Origin of the sequence: Solibacillus sp. FSL R5-0449, from assembly GCF_037975215.1 — a bacterium.
In the GTDB taxonomy this organism is placed as follows: Bacteria; Bacillota; Bacilli; order Bacillales_A; family Planococcaceae; genus Solibacillus.
On the sequence record NZ_CP150239.1, the window covers coordinates 3,535,872 to 3,554,748 of the forward strand.

An 18,877-nucleotide genomic window follows, 5' to 3' on the forward strand; every position below is an offset into this window, starting at 1 on the left:
AGCGCCAGTAATGAAAGGAGGTGCAAACGATGACTAAAACATTATTGCGTATTTTAGTTCGTGCAAAGGAGGTAAACAAATGGGTTGCTACTAAACATCTTGTGGAAGTCTCATTGCAACGTTCGATTCTGTTGAATTTAGAAGATCGAGGACTGTTATTAGTAAAGCGTCAGCAAGAAGATGGCGTTCTCATCAAGTTGACGTTGAAAGGTTATCACCAATATAAAAATGTATCGGAGGAATAAACATGTTAAAACGATTCAAACAACGTTTCCAAGCATCGTCACAAGAAGATGGTGTTGATTTATCAACTAGGGAGATAAAAGAACTCCATCTGGATTTAACGCAGCAACTACAAACAGTAGATGAAAAAATTCTGCGTGCTATCGACCGAAATAATTACACATTATTTTCTGATTTAATCATTGAAAGAAAGAGAATTCATCTCGCTATTCATACCGTTGAAACGGCACTCGATCAAACAAATCAACGTCGTTTCTTTTCGTCTATAGCCATTGCTACGATGTCGACAAAGCTTGAGGATTCACTGTCATCCATCAACAATACATCAAGAAACATCACTGGCAACGTCATCAACCGCGCGGCAAAAGGATTAGCATATAGTTCTCAACTTAGTGAAAAAATGCAACATGCGCTTCAACAGTTGTCAACACGTCTATCTCAATTATCAGAGCAAGTTATTCATCAAGCAAAGGAGCGTAAAAACAAATGAAACAACCAAAACAAGAAGCTATAAACAACATCGTTCATCTACAAAAGGAAATAACTCCAAATCCGTCGTCGACATCGACATTGCCTGATTTAATTATTACATCGACAGAGGCAAAAGTGCGTATCGACAAGCTACAGGAATTCGTAAAGACGTCGATGGTGCGCGGTGTTGATTACGGCTCAATCGATGGTTTCTCGAAGCCTACATTGTTAAAGCCAGGTGCTGAAAAGTTATGTGATGCTTTTGGCTTCTCTAAAACTGTCGACGTCATCAACCGCATTGAGCAATGGGATGTTGGGATTTTTTCTTATGAAGTACGAGTGACATTATCAAATAAGGTAACAGCTGCCGTAGAGGCTGAAGGGATTGGCTCATGTAATAGCAAAGAAACAGCTTTCCGTTATCAAGATCCATTTACAATCGTCAACACACTACTGAAGATGGCAAAGAAACGTGCATTAATTGACGCTGTATTATCCGCTACAAGAGCATCTGGGCTATTTACGCAAGATATTGAGGACTTTCCTAAACCAGACCGTAAAGGAGGTGATGCCCCCGCTACTAAGCAGCAATTAACAACACTGTTTCGTATCGTTGAGCAAATGGATATGTCTAACGGTGTAGCAAAGGAGATGATGAAAATTAAGTTCGACGTCGACAAAAGCATCTTATTGACGAAGCAGCAAGCACATGAATTCATTCAAGATTTATTGTTACTACAATACGCTCAACAACATGGTAACGATGCTGTCATCGACCATATTCAACAACAGTAAAACCCATCCATTGCATACGCAGTAGATGGGCTTTTGTATGTGTAGATACATTTGGTAGATGCATCTACATTGATATTCAACGTAATTCAATTTTATCACATACAAGGGAGTGGCGTCGATGCTGCTCCTTTTTGCATTAAAAAACTTATACAAATCGGAGGAATATATTATGACTACAATCAACGAAAACACATTCAAATCATTAATCGCAACAACATTACGTGAGAAAGAGGATGGCTACATTCTATCAGAAATGTTCACTCGCTACCCATCGATCCAAGAATTATTAGATGTGACGGAAGAAGAGTTATTAAATATCAAGGGCATTGGTAAAACAAAAGCGCAACAAATCATCGCTGCATTACAGTTAGCACGTATGAATCCAGTAACAACAGAAGAACGGTTCCGTATTCGCTCGCCACAAGATGCATACACGTATCTACAAGATTTACAGCATCTACAACAAGAGCACTTTGTTATCTTAGGACTAAATACAAAGAATGAAGTAATGTTCCGTAAAACAGTCTTTATCGGCTCGTTAAATGCATCAATTTGCCACCCACGTGAAATCATGAAAGAACTTATCAAACGTTCATGTGCATGTACAATCCTTTCACACAACCACCCTTCAGGGGACGTAACACCATCTCCAGAAGATATACAAGTAACCGAGCGTTTAAAAGAAGCTGGTTTAATTGTAGGAATTGATGTCGTCGACCATATCATCGTCGGCTCAAACAAATATCTGTCGATGAAAGAAAAAGGATACTTCTAAACTGATAAGAGGTACGTCTATTGATTTAGGCGTGCCTTTCTTTTCTTCAATTTCGATAATGGGCGAAAGTTTGGTGTTTTGGGTACATTCTTTTGTAGTACCACCTAAAAGAACGATAAATCAACGTTTCCGCTTACCAGTATATTCATTAAGCGCGACCTACTTTAGCTGCTTATATTTATATACTAGTTGATTAGGCTAATTGTAACATTGGAAACCATATTTTTTACAGATGGGCTATTTTTCTTTTTAACTCTCTATGATTTTTGAAAGAAGTTTTCTTCCATTTCTTTAATTGAGCAGCAAATTCACTCTCCAAGTCAATAAGTGTAGGATATAGCTTACTTTGCTTTCTGTACTTTTCTTTAACAGACGGTGACATATGCAATTCCGCTTCTTTCAATGTATCGTACTTGCTAATATGCTTACCGATTGTCGTTCGTTTATCAATCTTATCAACATCAATCAGTTTAAGTTTTGCTATTGCCTGTGAAGATGAATACGAAAAGAATTCGATTAAAGTTGGTCTTTTAGAGGAATCCATTTTCTTTGTTTTCTCTATTCGGGTTATTACTTTATTTTCTATTCCCGCTTCTTTTGCTTTATCATACACTTTAGTTTGTTGTCCTCCTCTTTTGCCAGAATAATAGGTTGTATCTGCATAATCTTGCATAGAACGACTATGAGGAATCTTTAACCCCTTTACAACTTCATCTACAGTCATATTTTCAAGATCAACCTTCTCGTCGAAGGAGGCAACGTATACTTGAGATAAATCCTCAAATACATAGGCAAGTAAATCGAGGACTCCTTGTGGTGTTAGTTGTTGTTTATTCGGATTAATGCGTACCATTGTCGTCCACTTATTGTTACAAGTAACAGGAATCCAGTATACGTGAAATAAGTTCGATAGAAGTACGTGTTGATAATATGAGGATGGTTTTTTATTTGGTCTTTTGAAGCGATCAGCTAGTGCTAAAAAAGATGTTTTCGGCAGCGCTGTACTACAAAATGCAATCCCATCATATGGACATCCTTCAACTCTTTGTTTCTTGTAAACTTCTCTAACGGTATAAATACTACTCAAAAGCATATCTAAGGTACGTGATTTATATATGTACATTCCCATTCTCCTAATTTCATCATTTGAAGCCTAGAGCCCCATAGCTTTAATGCACTTTTACCGTCCAAATAGAGGGATAGTTATTACTTACAAAAAACAAATGCATTATCGTGATTATATTTAATATTAAATTCAATTTCAACATTAAATTTATATGATATAATAAAAGAAACTTATTTTTGGAGGATTACATATGAAAATCACCTTACATGCTTCAACGATTGAAGAGCTTCAATTCAAGGACATTGGTCAGCGGATAAGAATTTTACGAGAAGAATTACAGAAGATAAATAAATCTGATTTCACTGGAAAGACAGTTGCGTCAAGATTACCAAATATATCTCAATCAAAACTGAACTTTATTGAACGAGGAGAAACGTTGTCTATAGACGCTCAACTTCTGTATGAAATTTCGAAAGATTTCGGGGTACCTATGGAGATATTCTTTGATGATTTTTATTCCAATGTTTCCACTAAAGACACTATTTATATGGAGCCTAAAATTTATCAGTCCCTTAATGATTCTTCTCACAATGTAAAAAGGCTGAATAACGTTAATCCACTGGATGAAGAGAAATTCAAATTAAACATTCAGCTAAAACGCATTGCATCTAATGGGGATTATCAGATTGTTTCTTCTGATACTACGCATGTAACACATGATTTAGATACACTGAAAAACTTTTTAATTCAAATTAGACAGGCTATAGATTTAATTGATTATCATGCAGATCGACTGATTCACTCAAACAATGATATGAGTAATCATTTTAAGAATGTGGACGAGCTTGCTAAGCATATTAACAATCCTAATTCAGCATTCCCATTCTTCCCTCAGCAATCTATTGAAAAGTTGAATGAACTGTATGAAGAAGCACTTCAATATACAACGCAGTGCCAAGAAGATAAAGAAAAACGAAAGGAAGAGTAATATGGATAAATACATCGATACACATAATTTCATTATTCCTAGCGCACTCGAAATGTCAAAAACAATTCACGAACATCTTGAAGAAACTAAAACACAACAAAAGGAATTTATAGACGCTTTTAGTGATTTATTAATCAATGCTCTCAATAATAAAAAATTGGAGGAATTATAATGACATTAAAAGGCGTTATTTATGCTCGTGTAAGTACTGAAGAACAAGCTACAGAAGGATATAGTATTGCTGCCCAGAAAGAAGCATTGCAGGAGTATGCCAAGCTAAGACAAATTGACATTGTTGATCAGTATGTTGATGAAGGTCGGAGCGGTAAAAGCATCGATGGTCGACCAAAAATGCAACAGTTGTTACAGGCAGCAAAAGACCAAAAGTTTGATGTTGTACTCATCTATAAATTGGATCGTCTTTCTCGTAAAACAAAAGATTCTCTTGAAATCATTGAGACGCTAGATCAACACAACATTCAGTTAATGAGTTATTCAGAAAACATTGATACATCTACACCTGGCGGCAAAATGTTTTACACTGTGTTAAGTTCTGTTGCTGAAATGGAACGAGGCACTATTATTGACCGTGTAAAGATGGGAATGACACAACGTGCTAAACAGGGCAAGTGGAATGGTGGCGTTGTTTTCGGCTATGACAACGTCAAGAAAGAATTGATTATAAATGAGGCTGAAGCTGCAATCATCAAGGAGATTTTTGAACTTGCTAGTCGCGGGCATGGCTATAAAAAAATTACGAGTGAGTTGAACCGTAAAGGTTATAAGACAAAACGCAAGAAAGAATTTTCCGTAGGAACTGTAAAGGGCATATTAGAAAACCCTGTCTACATCGGAAAAATTCGTTTTAATCAACACGTCGACTGGTCTGAAAAACGGCGAAGAGGAAAGAACGCCAATCCTGAAATTATTAATGGTACTCATACGCCTATAATTTCTATACCACTTTGGGAAGAAGTTCATCATAAGAAAAAGAAGCGCTCGTATCGCCCTACACAATCCAAGAAACCATTCATACTGACAAAATTACTACGCTGTCCTGTCTGTGGTCATGGTATGGTTTCGGGGGCTTCAAATGGCATATATCGCTTTTACCAATGCGGACAATACAAAGCAAAGGGTGCAACAGCATGCAAAGCGTATTCCATTAATGCTGATGTTGCTGAAAAACAAGTGCTCGATGAATTAAGGCTTACAGTAGAAAAACCTTATTTTATCGATAAGCTTGTAGCGACGTTGAACGATCAGCGGTTGCATGCTGAACAGCCATTAGCCGCGGAAAGAAAGCGCCTTTATTCATCCAAAGCAAAGCTTGAGAAACAGATGGATAATATCGTAAATCAATTGATGGATATGCCTGAATTACAAGATGTATTCAAAAAGAAACTACTCGAATTAAAAGAAGTTGCATTGAATGTCGATGAACATATCCAAAGAGTCGAGAAAGAATTAAAATCCCTCGACACACAACCAATTGATGCAGAAGCACTTAGAAATCTGCTGTCTCATTTTGATGCTATTATTAGCCGCGCTTCGGCGATAGAAATTAAACAGCTACTTTCGCTTTTCATCAAAAACATCCAGATTACTAAGGAGCCTATAAGCTCTGAACATCGTCGTCAAAAAAGCCGTCAAATCTCGAAAATCAATCTACTCTTTGATTTCACAATTGAATCGATGGCTGGTGCTACTGGAGAATGGTTCAATGAAATGGCTTCTCTCGACTATATTCAACCTGTGGATTCGTCTCTTTTAGATTTACCTTCAAATAGCGAAAAAACAATAAGGGAAGCATTAGCCTCCCTTTCAGTTTTACCCTTATTTATGATACGGTTCGCCCTTAATAATTCTAAAGCTTCGGTAAATCTGCTCTACCAGCACTAGTTTCATCAACTGGTGAGGTAGGGTCATTTTTCCGAAGCATAGTTTTTCATCTGCGCGCTTAAGTACATCCGCATGCAATCCTAATGATCCGCCTATTACAAACACGACTTTGCTTTTCCCGTAGGTCATCAATGCCTCTAGATCTGCAGCCATTTCTTCGCTTGTTTTCATTTTACCTTCCAGTGCCAATGCGATGACATAGGTTCCGTCATTGATTTTCGCAAGGATACGTTCTCCTTCTTTACGTTTGACGATTTCCATATCAGCATCACTTAACTGTTCAGGTGCTTTCTCATCCGGTACTTCCACTAAGTCGATTTTTGCATAGCCGCCTAATCGCTTAACATATTCTTCGATACCCATTTTTAAATACTTTTCTTTTAACTTACCAACCGAGATGATAGTAATATTCACAACTTATCCACCTTTACGTTCCATTTACAAACAAGTTATCCACAAAAGTTATGCACATATCCCCAACTAAAAACTACATATTGTGTAAAGTTATTTACTTGATACAACATATGTTGCTGACTGTTCACAGTAAGAACAAGTTGTTGATAACTTTTCTTCTTCCGATAATAAATCCATCATCGGGAAATTTTCTGTTTCTGCCACATGCATATCCAACGCATGATCTATATGGGTTTCGCAGCTGTATGTCTTCATTTTTAAACCTTCTTTCTTTTCTGAAATTTCCACAAACTTATTCACAATTTTTGAAATGTTATCCACAACCCATTGTAACAGACAAAAAACGAGTAGAAAAGACAAGCCTTTTTCTTCTCTACCCGTTGTGTACAATTTCATTCTTTAATTAAGTTATCCACATTTATAATTGTGCAGTTTCCACTAACTTCAAATCGGCTTCTACTATTTTACCGTTACGATAAACTTTAATCTTTAATGTATCCCCAATAGATTTTTCATTATATAAATGTTTGCGTAACTCTATTGCATTATCGATTTTTTCGCCATCCATTTCCACAATGACATCGTACTGCTGTAAACCTGCTTTATCTGCTGCAGAACCTCTTACAACTTGAGAAATGACAACACCATTTGTTACTTCTTCCGGTAATTTCAATGTTTGCTGTTGATAGTAAGCCGGTACTTCCGTTAAATCGACTAAGGAAATACCCATTGTTGGGCGTTGTACTTCCCCGTGCTTTTCTAACTGTTCAATAATCGGAATGGCTGAATTGATTGGAATTGCAAATCCTAAGCCCTCAACTGAAGATTGGGCAATTTTCATTGAATTTATACCAATTAATTCACCAGCGATATTAACTAGGGCACCACCTGAGTTCCCTGAGTTGATTGCTGCATCCGTCTGTAGTACATCTGTTGACCAGTCCTCGACACCATCTTCATTTAAGTCAACCGGCACAGAACGGTCTTTACCCGAAATGACGCCTGTTGTTACCGAGCCATAAAAATCTAACCCGAGTGGATTTCCGATTGCAATTACTGTTTCACCTTGTTTTAATACATCCGAATCTCCAAAGTTGGCTACTGTATCTATTCCTTCACTTGGTATTGAAAGAATCGCCAAGTCTGTCCAAATATCAGAACCGATAAGCTCTGCTTTTACTTTTTCACCATCATCCAACGTTACTTCAATTTGTTCTGCACCATCCACAACATGGTGGTTTGTCACGATAAAGGCAAAGTTCCCTTCTTTTTTATAAACAACGCCCGAACCGCTACCTACCGCTTGAGCTTCTCCTGTACTTTGGTTCCAAAAGTTTGGGGCTACATTTTGAATATTTGTAATCCCTACAACGGCACTTGATACCTTTTCAACTGCATTTGTTACATCTGTTGTTACCTCTGTTGCAGTTTGGCTAATCGTTGAGTTTGGGGAATTATTTGTAACCGAGTTTACTTCATTTCCACCCGGTAACTGGTTTGCCAACGAGGGTAGCAGAAGCCATAAAAGTAAAGCACCAACGACAACACCACTTAAACCAGATAAAAAATAACCGCCTTTACTGCCGCCTCTTTTTTCTTTTCTATTTTGCCGCTGTTTTTTTTCTTCTTCTTCTCTTTTTAAACGAGCCTCAAGCTCTGCAATACGATCATTTTGGATTTCCTTCTTATCATCTTCAGGATAGTAACCCATATCCCTCATCCTTTCTTTGTTTTCCTTACTGATAGCATACACATTTAACATTAAAATTAGATGAAAATCACATAAAACCTAATTAAAAATATAAATAAAAAAGGTATGCTAAAAGTAGAAACTTTTAACACACCTATCTTTTACCCATATTTAGTTCAATTATGCTTTGCTGATATTAAACTGTCACAAGCTTTGTCGGCTCGTTTGCATCGGTATCATGCAGATGCAAATATTCTCCTGCAATAATGCCGCAAGACTGCAATGTCTGCTCTACGCTCATCCGCGCCAGATCTTTCATATTGTTGTCTTTACTTAAATGCGCCAAATAAATTTGCGTCGGTTTTTCTGCGACCACATCAGCCATTGCCACTGCAGCATCTTCATTTGAAACATGGCCTACATCCGATAATATACGGCGTTTAATACTCCAAGGGTATTTGCCCATTTGAAGCATACTCACATCGTGGTTACTTTCAAATACATAGGCATCTGCTGCTGAGATATAACCTTTCATCCGGTCACTGACATAACCTGTGTCTGTAATGACAACTAGCTTTCTCCCGTTCTCATAGAATGTGTAGAACATCGGTTCAGCAGCATCATGGGACACTGCAAATGATTGAATATCCAATCCGCCAAATGTTTTTACTGTTTCCATATCGAAATCGAAACATAAATCGGTTGGTATTGTTCCTACTAGCCCGTCCATCGCTGTCCATGTTTTTGCATTTGCAAATACAGGAATATTATATTTCCGTGCAATGACACCTAGTCCTTTAATATGGTCACTATGCTCATGTGTTACTAAAATACCTGATAAACTTTTCATATCACGATCTATATTAGCAAACAGTTGCTCCATTTTCTTTCCGCTTAAGCCTGCATCAATCAAAAATGAGTGTTCATCATTTTCTACGTAGACTGCGTTTCCTGTACTGCCACTTGCTAAAACGCTAAATCGCATTGTTAAAACTCCCTACTCTTCCAAATCCTCTGTCTGCTCGACAATTTCGGATAAGTCATTTTGGATCTCTACAATTCGTCCTTGTACCGCATTTACAAAATGTATTTCTTCTGTCTCATCAGCCCGCTTTACCCGGACTTCCCATGTCGGTGCAAATACCTGTGTTTGCGTTAATTGAACAATTGTAGAATAGCCTAGATTCATTTCCGTAATCTGAGAATCTGGTTTTAATAAATTCTTTCCATATAAAATCTGCAATACTTGTCTTGCAGTTAATAGATTTTGTTCTTTATCTAACTTTTCATGCTTTTCCAGCATTGTTTGTTCATAGGAAATAATACGGTTGTTATCATCCCAATAAAGTTTGATATACCCACGTACATTATAATACAATGTTACGTCGTTTACCTTCTGGAAAAATGTCGCTTCTTTTTTCTCTTCATCAATACCCCAAAGTACATAGGAATCACCTTCATATACATTATTATGAACGAAATCAGTATACGAATCACGCGTATCGCTTTTCTGTAGTTTCACAGGCTTGTCCATCGTGACAATCAGCTTATTGTTATTTTCGATTTTTGCGCTTTGATTTGTGAAATATGGCACTTCTGATGGAGAGAAATTTTTAATTTGTCCGGAATAATATGCTGCACTTTCCTTATTGTTCGGAAGGGCAATATACGTTATATTATCCCCTTTCAAACGTGCTTCGATTTCCATTGTTTCCCCTAAAACTTCTATTTTCTCCCCTTCTTTATAGCTCTCTAAATACTGCGTATATAAAAAGAGGTTCAATATTAGGAAAACCCATATAAAAATAGTTTTCGTTCTACTCCAATCCAACTTCGTCACCCCCTACTTCCATGGGTGAAAGGCGTTTCCATGTATTGTTTGTTACGGCAAACCATTTTGGTTCCAATACGAGGACTAAATCTGTATCCTGCTCTGAGTCCTCAAGTGTTAATTCGTACCCAACAGCGATTTCATCTGCTTCTCTAAATAATTTATTGTTTTCCGTACGAAGAGTCTCAACTATTTGTTCCCCTGATTCGAGTTCTTTCTGTACCCTTTGAAATATAGTACCCATCGAATAATAAGGGCGTCGGTAACGGAAAATACGGTTTTCACCCCAAGTAGTTGCGAGACGAGTCATTACATCACTGTATACAGGAAGCCCCTGTATAAACAGCTGATACTCTGTAATATGCCTTTCAATATTCATTGAAGACAAGCGGTAATCCATTGTAAACCCACCATGGTCATTTATAAAATTAAAGCTATCTATAAATAATCTTGCGGCGGGAATCGGTGCAGCACTTTCTGCAGTCGGATATACATAATTTATAACCCGATTTTGGCTGTCTACTGTCATTAATGATGTCCCATCAGTAAACCTTTCAGATTGAGGACTTTCAATATTCCGCTGTACAATTTTTAAATCGGTAAACAGGATTTTTTTAAATAAATCAGGTTCAATATCTTCAGCTAAATATCTTAACCTTGTTGATTGAATAGGTTCTTTCGGTACATATAAAGAACGTAAAGGTTCCCGTTCAACTTCAACATATTGGCTATAATTATTTGCCGGTTCAATTATCTTCTCCATGAAATAATCTTTGTCCGGCACACTCGCGTACGCTCTATACAATAATCGCGTTTCTGTGTTTAGGAAAAGTAACTGCAGCTGATTGCTACTCTCTACATTTGACCAGTCTACAATAAAATGTGTAAAGCTTGTATCTGGTATTTCATTATCATTAAATGACATAAGATTAGCGAAAACGCGCAAAGGAATTTCTTCATTAAAGAACATTGTTATACGATTATCCATACTTAGCATTTCGTTCATTTTACTATCTGAAAGTTCACTGTTAATTAAACCCATCTCGTAAACTTGCCATGACCGTAAGTGGCTGTATAAATTTTTTAATGGTGTTGAAGAGACTGTCCCATAAAATTGCTCATTTTGGCGATACAACATCCGGTACGGTTTTATTACTTCCTGTAATTCCTTCGGTTTGCCGACAAGTACTTCCTCAATCTGGGTCTCCTTAACCGTTTCATATTCAGGTTTGTAAGTCCAAATAAGAAGTGTGAAGACGATGCTGAGTAAAACAAGGAATGCTAATAAAAGTGATTTTATCTGTTCAATATATTTCATTCCCAATCCCCCGCTTCATCCAATTCATATGGCAATGTGAAGAATATCGTAGTACCTTGGCCTTCCTCACTTTCTGCCCAAATTTTCCCGCCATGTGCTTCAATCATTTCACGAGCGATTGCAAGACCTAATCCTGTTCCACCCATGGACCTTGCTCTTGCTCGGTCTACGCGATAGAAACGATCAAAAATTCTTGTCACATTTTCTTTCGGAATCCCCATACCGTCATCTGAAATCATAACGCGAATCATATTATCATGAACGGTAAAGCCAAAACGAATATTGCCGCCATCCGGAGAGTATTTCAATGCATTTGAAATAATATTATCGATTACCTGTGTAAGCTTATCGGTATCAATATCAACAAAATAGCTTTTTTCCGGAAGCAATCGGATAAATTCTACATTCTGTGACTTCGACATTTCAAAACGGTCGATAATTTGCGTGAAAAACTTGTTAAATTCCACAAACTCCAGGTTCAGTTCATATTCCTGGCTGTCCATTTTTGACAATTGCAGCAAATCATTTACAAGGCGAATCATACGCTCTGTTTCTGTTTGCGTAACATTTAAAAATGCCGGCGCTATATTTTCATCTTTCCATGCACCTTCTGCAAGTGCTTCTAAATAGCTGCGCATCGTCGTTAACGGCGTACGCAATTCATGGGATACATTCGCAACAAATTCACGACGTTCCATATCGATTTTTTCCTGTTCAGTAATATCATGCAATACCGTAATCAGACCATTTACAAAACCTGTTTCCTTTTGAATTACAGAAAAGTTTGCTCGTAATACATATGGAGCATCATTCATACTAAAATCAAGATTCACAGGATCTTTCATATGAATCAAGTCTTCAAAACTATATTCCTGGTCTAAACGCAAAACAGACGCAATTGGACGATTTAAAGTTGTTTCACGTGAATCATGAAGCAATTCCAATGCGGGGTCGTTAATCAATATAATTTTTCCTTTACGGTCTGTTGCAATTACACCATCTGTCATATTACTAAGTACGCTTGCCAGCTTCCGCCGTTCTGCTTCTGTTGTGGATTGTGCTTCCTGCAGACGATTGGTCAGATGGTTGAAAGCAATGGCTAACTGACCGATTTCATCTGTTCCGTATACACGAACTTTCCTTGCATAATTCCCTTTAGACATTGCCTGTGCCTGTTTTCGCATATCGGAAATAGGGCGAGTTATAGTTCGCGCAACTAAAATTCCTAATATGATTGTAATGGCAAGCGATACTGCGATACCTGCCGCAAAAATTCGGTTAATTTCATTTAGTTGCTCGTAAACCTTTTCAATATTCGACTGAACATAAATAACACCCTTTAATTCCTCTTTAGGACCTGCGTTATCCATAATAGGGACTGCTAGTATCCAAATGCGCTGCCCTGTATCCCGATCCAATGAAATCTTATCCAACAGTGTTTCCGAAGACGCGGCCTGTTGTATAATTTCTTCATTTATACGCTGACCTACAACTGCCTGATCATCATCGGAAGTAGCCAATATACGATCGTTACGATCCACTACATTAATCTTGTTAATATCTTCTGTAGAAAATCCTTCTAAAATCGTTTTTAAACTATACTCTATAGTTGGGGGAGTATTTTCATCCCGGTCTTTTAACATTTCTTCACGTACACTATAATGCACAAGCTCTATTCTTTGGCGAATCGAATCTTGGAAATTCGTTTTTAAATTCGTCTCCAGCTGCTTTGAGAAATAAATGCCTATAATTTGAAGAGCAATAATAATTAATAGGACATAAATCAATACAAGCTTTACATGGATGGACTTAAAAAAGCTCACTTTTTGCATGTATTTTACTCCTGTTCAGGGTTTCGTAGGTAATAGCCGACTCCTCGTCTCGTAACAATCCATAAAGGATGACTTGGATTATCTTCAATTTTTTCACGTAGACGGCGGATTGTTACATCCACTGTTCTTACATCACCGAAATAATCATAACCCCATACCGTTTGCAGCAAATGCTCACGTGTCATTACTTGACCAATATGTTTTGCCAAATAATGCAGTAATTCAAATTCACGGTGTGTTAATTCAATAGACTCATCACGCTTTAATACTAAATAGGCATCCGGCTGAATCGTTAAAGAGCCTACTACAATATCATTCGTTTCTGCTTGTGCTTCTTCTATTTGAGCAGGCACATTTAATCGACGCATATTCGCTTTAACACGGGCGATTAATTCACGTGTACTGAACGGCTTTGTTACATAATCGTCAGCACCCATTTCCAGTCCGAGCACTTTATCGATTTCCGATCCTTTTGCCGTTAACATAATAATCGGGAAATCATATTTTTTACGTACTTCACGACATACTTCCATGCCGTCGCGTTTAGGCAGCATAATATCAAGCAGCATTAAATCCGGCTGCTCCTCTTCCACTCTTTGAAGCGCTTCGTCCCCATCATATGCACAAATTACGCGGTAACCTTCTTTTATTAAATTAAACTGTAGAATGTCCGCAATTGGTTTTTCATCATCTACAACTAATATCGTTTTATCCATCATCTAATTCCTCTTTTCTCATAAATTCTCTATATAATTATGAAAGGGTATGTTTATTTTTACTATAACTACTCTATCATGGTTTGCCATTTGGTGCATTATACAGCTATACTGCTATGATTATTTTCCGGGAAATATTCCTCTCATTTAAGAATTATTTTTGAATTTTATCCACCTAAATAATATGGAGACCATTTTATAGAAAAAGCAGCCCAATTCTATTTTGGACTGCTAAAAATCAATTTAAATATGATAACGGATTTACTTCTTTACCGTTTTTATGAACTTCAAAATGTAAATGTGTTCCAGTTGAACGGCCTGTAGAACCCATTTGTCCTAAAGCGGACCCTTGTTCTAGGACTTGTCCTACCTCTACATCAATGCGAGATAAATGAGCATATAACGTTTCAAAGCCGTTATTGTGATTAATCACTACATAATTTCCATATGTTGAATGCTTACCTGCAGTTTTGACAACACCATTATCTGAAGCTTTAATCGTGTAATTTGATGGTCGGGCAATATCAATTCCGTAGTGGTAACGGCCCCAACGCTCTCCCATATTACTTGATATATAACCTCCGACTGCCGGCCAAGCAAAATTACCTGTTCCAATAGAAGGAACTACCTTCGTGCCGACAACAACAATACGATTTTCAGGTTCTGATATTACATTTTCCTCTGATTGTATTCTTTCAGTTCGGACGCCATTCTCTTCTGTAATTAAATATGAAACTTCTTTTTTACCCTTTTCGCCTTCTTGCTTCACTACTTTTTTACCTTTAAGCATCGTAGCATCTTCTTTGACGATTTTCGCAAAGTCGATTCCCTCTACTCTTTTCTTCTCATAAACTGCCTTGACCGTAACAAATGGTTTTTGAACCGTTACATTGACTTGTTCACCAATTTGCAGGACCGTATCCGCTTTAAGGTTAGGGTTGATCTCTAATAATTCAGCAGTTGTTAAATCATGTGCTTTGGCAATTGAACCTAACACATCTCCTGCTTTTACAGTATATACTTCTTGCTCCAATGCACCCGTTTGCAAAAGTTGAACCGCTTGTTTTGCAGAAACAATATTTGCCGGTTCGGCTAATACTTCGTCTCCGGTAATTGGGGTAGATAATGTAAGATCTACCAGACGTGTTTCATCCTTTTGTAATTCGGGTAAAGAATCTTTAGATGCATTGTTTTGCAATTCTTTTAAATCATTTTGTGTCACAAATTGAAGCTTTAATCCGTCAATTACAGCTTCAAACTCTTCTCTATCCTTCACTGATGCAACGACTGTTTCTCCCACTTTTAGTGAGTAGGCTTTTGCCTGAACAGTTATTGCCTCTTGAAGGTTTTTTAACGTCTGCTCTTCATTGGCATCGACTGTAAATACTTGCTCTGGAATTAGTGAGATATCGGCGCCTGCGTCAATTACTAAATCTTCATATTGTTCGCTTGCCTCTTGCTCTTTTTTCTCGACAAACTCGTTTACTGTTGCTTCATCTGCAACAGAACCTACGTATGTATCAGCTACATAAACGTGAAAAACTTTAGCGAATTTTTCTTTATCTGTTTCATTCGCGAAACCTATATTGAATGTCACAGTAGAAGCAAGTAAGGCAAATAATGCAGCCATTTTAAATTTTCTATTATGACGATTCATTAGACTTAGATTTGATTTTTTTAAGTCTAACTTGTTTCCTTTTGAACTCATGATAAAGCTCCTTTCAACTAGATCTGTTCTATAAAAATGATGTATTTTCATTAAAATAATGAGCGGTGACTAAAAACACACTTTGCTAATGTAGCATATTTCACATTTCAAATGAACCGTTCCGGTCTTTTTGTAATGTAAATGTATTATTTTCTAAATGAATGTTACATTTTTAGTAGGTAAATTAGTACATACCCCCACTTTATATCCATTTATAGTTTTTCTTACTAACAAAAAAAAGCGTATTAAAAGCCGGCTAGACTTTTAATACACTCTTCTAATTCAAACTCATTATTTCCAGATTTCATTTACGATATTTGTTTGCTCACGAGATGGACCCACTGAGAAAGTCATCAATGAAATACCTGTAAGCTCAACAATACGCTGTACGTAATTTTTTGCATTTTCAGGTAGGTCATCAAATGCACGAACGTTTGTAATATCTTCTGACCAACCTGGTAGTTCTTCATAGACTGGTTTACATTGTTCAATGATTTCCAGGTTTGCCGGGTATTCTGTAATTTGTTCGCCGTTATATTCATACGCTGTACAAATTTTAACTGTTTCAAGCCCTGATAATACATCAATAGAGTTTAAAGCAAGATCTGTTATTCCTGAAACTCGGCGCGAATGACGAACGACAACCGCGTCAAACCATCCAACACGACGTGGACGGCCTGTTGTTGTACCATACTCACGGCCTACTTCACGAATCTGCTGACCAATTTCATCATGAAGTTCAGATGGGAATGGGCCGTCTCCTACACGCGATGTATATGCTTTACAAACACCAACAACACGTTCTACAGCTGTTGGACCTACACCTGATCCGATTGCTATACCGCCTGCCACTGGATTTGAAGATGTTACATATGGATATGTTCCTTGATCGACATCTAGCATAATTCCTTGTGCACCTTCAAACAGGACTTTGCCGCCTTCATCAATAACATCATTCAGCACTTTTGATGTATCCGTTACATATTGGGCAATTTCTTGACCAAATGCATAGTATTCCTCAAAAATATCATCGAATTGTAAGCCTTCTACTTCATAAAACTTCGTAAATAAACGATTTTTTAGTGTTAAATTTGCACGTAATTTTTTTTCAAATATTTCTTTATCTAAAAGATCTGCTACACGGATCCCGATTCGGGCAACTTTATCTTGGTAGCATGGACCAATTCCTTTTGCTGTCGTTCCTATCTTTTCATCACCACGTGCCTCTTCTTCTACAATATCCTGATAAATATGATATGGCAAAATAACATGTGCACGGTTGGAAATTCTTAAATTGGAAGTATCAATTCCTCTAGCTTGCAGTCCTTTTAATTCCGTTACAATTGACTTTGGATTAAGAACTACACCATTTCCTATAACCGAAAGTTTATCCGGATAAAAAATTCCTGAGGGGATTAAATGCAATTTATATGTCTCTTCACCAATTTTAATTGTATGTCCCGCGTTATCTCCACCAGCATAACGTGCGATTGCATCTGCTCTTTTTGAAAGGAAATCCGTAATTTTACCTTTTCCTTCATCTCCCCATTGCGTACCTACTACAACTACAGCTGTCATCTATATGCACCTCCGACGAATGATTCACCTAATGATTATGTATTAAGTATTTCATTCTTATTCATAAGAATTTACCTTTTAATTCCGTAATGATGAAACATGAACATTTTAACAAGTTCAAATCCTAAATGTCAATAAAAAACACGAACATCCACATTTAACTAATGTAGAATGTTCGTGTTTAAGTGTCATTCCTCTCGAGGAGGGGGGGTAAATTCTAAGTTCAGGAACTTATTATACTCTTTACGGAAAGCCAAACTTACCGTACCTGTTGGACCGTTACGCTGTTTTGCAATAATGATTTCGATAATATCCTTACTTTCCGATTCTTTATCGTAGTAATCATCACGGTATAAAAAGGCTACGATATCGGCATCCTGCTCAATCGAACCCGATTCACGCAAGTCACTCATCATTGGCCGTTTATCTTGACGCTGCTCTACACCACGTGACAGCTGCGATAGAGCAATTACCGGCACTTTTAGTTCACGCGCTAAACCTTTTAAAGAACGGGAAATTTCCGATACTTCCTGCTGACGGTTTTCACCTGGCTTACCGCTACCTAAAATAAGCTGCAAGTAATCGATTAAGATCATCCCTAAACCGCTTTCCTTAGCCAGTCGTCGGCATTTCGCACGGATATCCGTCATCCGCACACCCGGAGAGTCATCGATATAAATACCTGAATTCGATAAACTTCCCATAGCCATCGTCAGCTTACTCCAGTCCTCTGTCTCTAAAGCACCTGTACGCAAGCGTTGTGCATCAATATTTCCCTCTGCACATAACATACGCATGACAAGTTGGTCCGCGCCCATCTCAAGTGAGAAGATGGCCACATTTTCACGTGCCTTTACAGCAACACTCTGGGCTACATTGAGGGCAAAGGCTGTTTTACCAACTGATGGACGGGCAGCTACAATAATTAAATCATTGCGTTGGAAACCGGCCGTCATCTTGTCCAAATCACGGAAACCAGTTGGAATACCAGTTACATCTCCGTCACGTGACTGGAGCTGTTCAATATTATCAAATGTTTGAACGAGAACATCTTTTACGTGCTTAAAGTCGCCTGCATTTTTACGGTTCGAAACTTCAAGCATTTTCTTTTCAGCTTCTGCTAAAAGAACCTCTACTTCATCTTCACGCGTATACCCGTCATCCGCAATTTTAGATGCAACGCGAATAAGGCGACGCAGAATCGCCTTTTCTTCAACTATCTTTGCGTAATGGGCGATATTGGCGGCTGTCGGAACAGCACTCGCCAATTCCGTAATATAGCTTAATCCGCCGATATCCTCAAGCTCTTTTTTTGCTGATAATTCTTCCGTTACAGTGACAAGATCAATTGCTTTTCCCTGATCGCTCAAGTTCAGCATCGTTTGGAAAATCTTTTGATGGGCAATATGATAAAAATCATCTGCAATCACAATTTCAGATGCTGTTATAAGAGCTTGCGGTTCAAGGAAAACGGCTCCAATGACCGATTGTTCCGCTTCACTATTATGTGGAGGAACACGGTCCATCATGGATTCGTTCATTGTTGTCGC

19 protein-coding genes are annotated in these 18,877 nt (G+C 37.7%); 7 read left to right on the forward strand and 12 right to left on the reverse strand.

Annotated features, from left to right (window positions below; translation table 11 throughout):
• The first annotated feature begins 29 nt into the window (after positions 1-29).
• The 4 genes from MKY27_RS17720 to radC all read left to right on the forward strand — a co-directional run bounded on the left by MKY27_RS17720 (position 30) and on the right by radC (position 2,284).
• Positions 30-245: a hypothetical protein gene (locus MKY27_RS17720; protein ID WP_339196689.1), complete on the forward strand. Its 216-nt coding sequence runs from the start codon at positions 30-32 to the stop codon at positions 243-245.
• A gap of 2 nt (positions 246-247) precedes the next feature.
• A complete protein-coding gene (locus MKY27_RS17725; protein WP_339196691.1) occupies positions 248-733 on the forward strand; it encodes a hypothetical protein in 486 nt (161 codons plus the stop codon).
• Positions 730-1,509, forward strand: coding sequence for a hypothetical protein (locus MKY27_RS17730; RefSeq protein WP_339196692.1), 780 nt, complete (start codon positions 730-732; stop codon positions 1,507-1,509). Before MKY27_RS17725 ends, MKY27_RS17730 begins: the two co-directional genes overlap by 4 nt.
• A gap of 169 nt (positions 1,510-1,678) precedes the next feature.
• Positions 1,679-2,284, forward strand: a complete 606-nt coding sequence (gene radC, locus MKY27_RS17735) for a DNA repair protein RadC (protein WP_339196693.1) — start codon at positions 1,679-1,681, stop codon at positions 2,282-2,284.
• Between the two features lie 226 nt (positions 2,285-2,510).
• Here radC and MKY27_RS17740 read toward each other — a convergent pair whose 3' ends face one another.
• Entirely contained in the window at positions 2,511-3,407 is an 897-nt protein-coding gene (locus MKY27_RS17740) for a hypothetical protein (protein WP_339196695.1), read from the reverse strand.
• A 193-nt stretch (positions 3,408-3,600) separates the two neighbouring features.
• Here MKY27_RS17740 and MKY27_RS17745 point away from each other — a divergent pair, with 193 nt between their 5' ends.
• The 3 genes from MKY27_RS17745 to MKY27_RS17755 are packed head-to-tail and all read left to right on the forward strand — an operon-like array spanning position 3,601 to position 6,240.
• Entirely contained in the window at positions 3,601-4,338 is a 738-nt protein-coding gene (locus MKY27_RS17745; RefSeq protein ID WP_339196697.1) for a helix-turn-helix transcriptional regulator, read from the forward strand.
• 1 nt (position 4,339) lies between these two features.
• Positions 4,340-4,510, forward strand: coding sequence for a hypothetical protein (locus MKY27_RS17750; protein WP_339196698.1), 171 nt, complete (start codon positions 4,340-4,342; stop codon positions 4,508-4,510).
• Positions 4,510-6,240 (forward strand): recombinase family protein, encoded by a 1,731-nt coding sequence (locus MKY27_RS17755; protein WP_339196699.1) that lies wholly within the window; start codon positions 4,510-4,512, stop codon positions 6,238-6,240. Before MKY27_RS17750 ends, MKY27_RS17755 begins: the two co-directional genes overlap by 1 nt.
• On the opposite strand, the gene rlmH is transcribed toward MKY27_RS17755, so the two are convergent.
• The 11 genes from rlmH to dnaB form a co-directional block, all read right to left on the reverse strand.
• Complete coding sequence (rlmH, locus tag MKY27_RS17760; RefSeq protein WP_339174534.1) at positions 6,175-6,654, reverse strand: 23S rRNA (pseudouridine(1915)-N(3))-methyltransferase RlmH; 480 nt, start codon at positions 6,652-6,654, stop codon at positions 6,175-6,177. The genes MKY27_RS17755 and rlmH overlap by 66 nt on opposite strands.
• 90 nt (positions 6,655-6,744) lie before the next feature.
• Complete coding sequence (locus tag MKY27_RS17765) at positions 6,745-6,909, reverse strand: CxxH/CxxC protein (RefSeq protein ID WP_079523607.1); 165 nt, start codon at positions 6,907-6,909, stop codon at positions 6,745-6,747.
• Between the two features lie 163 nt (positions 6,910-7,072).
• Complete coding sequence (locus MKY27_RS17770) at positions 7,073-8,365, reverse strand: trypsin-like peptidase domain-containing protein (protein WP_339196701.1); 1,293 nt, start codon at positions 8,363-8,365, stop codon at positions 7,073-7,075.
• 175 nt (positions 8,366-8,540) lie between these two features.
• Positions 8,541-9,329 (reverse strand): MBL fold metallo-hydrolase, encoded by a 789-nt coding sequence (locus MKY27_RS17775; RefSeq protein ID WP_251691005.1) that lies wholly within the window; start codon positions 9,327-9,329, stop codon positions 8,541-8,543.
• 12 nt (positions 9,330-9,341) lie between these two features.
• Positions 9,342-10,175 carry a two-component system regulatory protein YycI gene (gene yycI / locus MKY27_RS17780; RefSeq protein ID WP_339196703.1) on the reverse strand — a complete coding sequence of 278 codons (834 nt, stop codon included), beginning with the start codon at positions 10,173-10,175 and terminating at the stop codon, positions 9,342-9,344.
• Positions 10,162-11,493, reverse strand: a complete 1,332-nt coding sequence (gene yycH / locus MKY27_RS17785; protein ID WP_339196706.1) for a two-component system activity regulator YycH — start codon at positions 11,491-11,493, stop codon at positions 10,162-10,164. The genes yycI and yycH overlap by 14 nt, the downstream gene beginning before the upstream one ends.
• Positions 11,490-13,325: a cell wall metabolism sensor histidine kinase WalK gene (gene walK, locus MKY27_RS17790; protein ID WP_339196709.1), complete on the reverse strand. Its 1,836-nt coding sequence runs from the start codon at positions 13,323-13,325 to the stop codon at positions 11,490-11,492. The genes yycH and walK overlap by 4 nt, the downstream gene beginning before the upstream one ends.
• Before the next feature lie 5 nt (positions 13,326-13,330).
• The gene (gene yycF, locus MKY27_RS17795; protein WP_008408338.1) at positions 13,331-14,041 is read right to left on the reverse strand and encodes a response regulator YycF; all 711 of its coding nucleotides are present in this window, start codon (positions 14,039-14,041) and stop codon (positions 13,331-13,333) included.
• Between the two features lie 238 nt (positions 14,042-14,279).
• Positions 14,280-15,749, reverse strand: coding sequence for a M23 family metallopeptidase (locus MKY27_RS17800; RefSeq protein ID WP_339196710.1), 1,470 nt, complete (start codon positions 15,747-15,749; stop codon positions 14,280-14,282).
• A 291-nt stretch (positions 15,750-16,040) separates the two neighbouring features.
• Positions 16,041-17,327, reverse strand: a complete 1,287-nt coding sequence (locus MKY27_RS17805; protein ID WP_339174545.1) for an adenylosuccinate synthase — start codon at positions 17,325-17,327, stop codon at positions 16,041-16,043.
• A 188-nt stretch (positions 17,328-17,515) separates the two neighbouring features.
• The gene (gene dnaB, locus MKY27_RS17810; RefSeq protein ID WP_079523573.1) at positions 17,516-18,868 is read right to left on the reverse strand and encodes a replicative DNA helicase; all 1,353 of its coding nucleotides are present in this window, start codon (positions 18,866-18,868) and stop codon (positions 17,516-17,518) included.
• Between the last annotated feature and the right edge of the window lie 9 nt (positions 18,869-18,877).

What these genes read in the sequence shown, in the direction of transcription:
- MKY27_RS17720 (WP_339196689.1), top strand. Translation starts at nt 30, where the DNA reads ATGACTAAAACATTATTGCGTATTTTAGTTCGTGCAAAGGAGGTAAAC.
- MKY27_RS17725 (WP_339196691.1), top strand. Translation starts at nt 248, where the DNA reads ATGTTAAAACGATTCAAACAACGTTTCCAAGCATCGTCACAAGAAGAT.
- MKY27_RS17730 (WP_339196692.1), top strand. Translation starts at nt 730, where the DNA reads ATGAAACAACCAAAACAAGAAGCTATAAACAACATCGTTCATCTACAA.
- radC (WP_339196693.1), top strand. Translation starts at nt 1,679, where the DNA reads ATGACTACAATCAACGAAAACACATTCAAATCATTAATCGCAACAACA.
- MKY27_RS17740 (WP_339196695.1), bottom strand. Translation starts at nt 3,407, where the DNA reads ATGTACATATATAAATCACGTACCTTAGATATGCTTTTGAGTAGTATT.
- MKY27_RS17745 (WP_339196697.1), top strand. Translation starts at nt 3,601, where the DNA reads ATGAAAATCACCTTACATGCTTCAACGATTGAAGAGCTTCAATTCAAG.
- MKY27_RS17750 (WP_339196698.1), top strand. Translation starts at nt 4,340, where the DNA reads ATGGATAAATACATCGATACACATAATTTCATTATTCCTAGCGCACTC.
- MKY27_RS17755 (WP_339196699.1), top strand. Translation starts at nt 4,510, where the DNA reads ATGACATTAAAAGGCGTTATTTATGCTCGTGTAAGTACTGAAGAACAA.
- MKY27_RS17765 (WP_079523607.1), bottom strand. Translation starts at nt 6,909, where the DNA reads ATGAAGACATACAGCTGCGAAACCCATATAGATCATGCGTTGGATATG.
- MKY27_RS17770 (WP_339196701.1), bottom strand. Translation starts at nt 8,365, where the DNA reads ATGGGTTACTATCCTGAAGATGATAAGAAGGAAATCCAAAATGATCGT.
- MKY27_RS17775 (WP_251691005.1), bottom strand. Translation starts at nt 9,329, where the DNA reads ATGCGATTTAGCGTTTTAGCAAGTGGCAGTACAGGAAACGCAGTCTAC.
- yycH (WP_339196706.1), bottom strand. Translation starts at nt 11,493, where the DNA reads ATGAAATATATTGAACAGATAAAATCACTTTTATTAGCATTCCTTGTT.
- walK (WP_339196709.1), bottom strand. Translation starts at nt 13,325, where the DNA reads ATGCAAAAAGTGAGCTTTTTTAAGTCCATCCATGTAAAGCTTGTATTG.
- yycF (WP_008408338.1), bottom strand. Translation starts at nt 14,041, where the DNA reads ATGGATAAAACGATATTAGTTGTAGATGATGAAAAACCAATTGCGGAC.
- MKY27_RS17800 (WP_339196710.1), bottom strand. Translation starts at nt 15,749, where the DNA reads ATGAGTTCAAAAGGAAACAAGTTAGACTTAAAAAAATCAAATCTAAGT.
- MKY27_RS17805 (WP_339174545.1), bottom strand. Translation starts at nt 17,327, where the DNA reads ATGACAGCTGTAGTTGTAGTAGGTACGCAATGGGGAGATGAAGGAAAA.
- dnaB (WP_079523573.1), bottom strand. Translation starts at nt 18,868, where the DNA reads ATGAACGAATCCATGATGGACCGTGTTCCTCCACATAATAGTGAAGCG.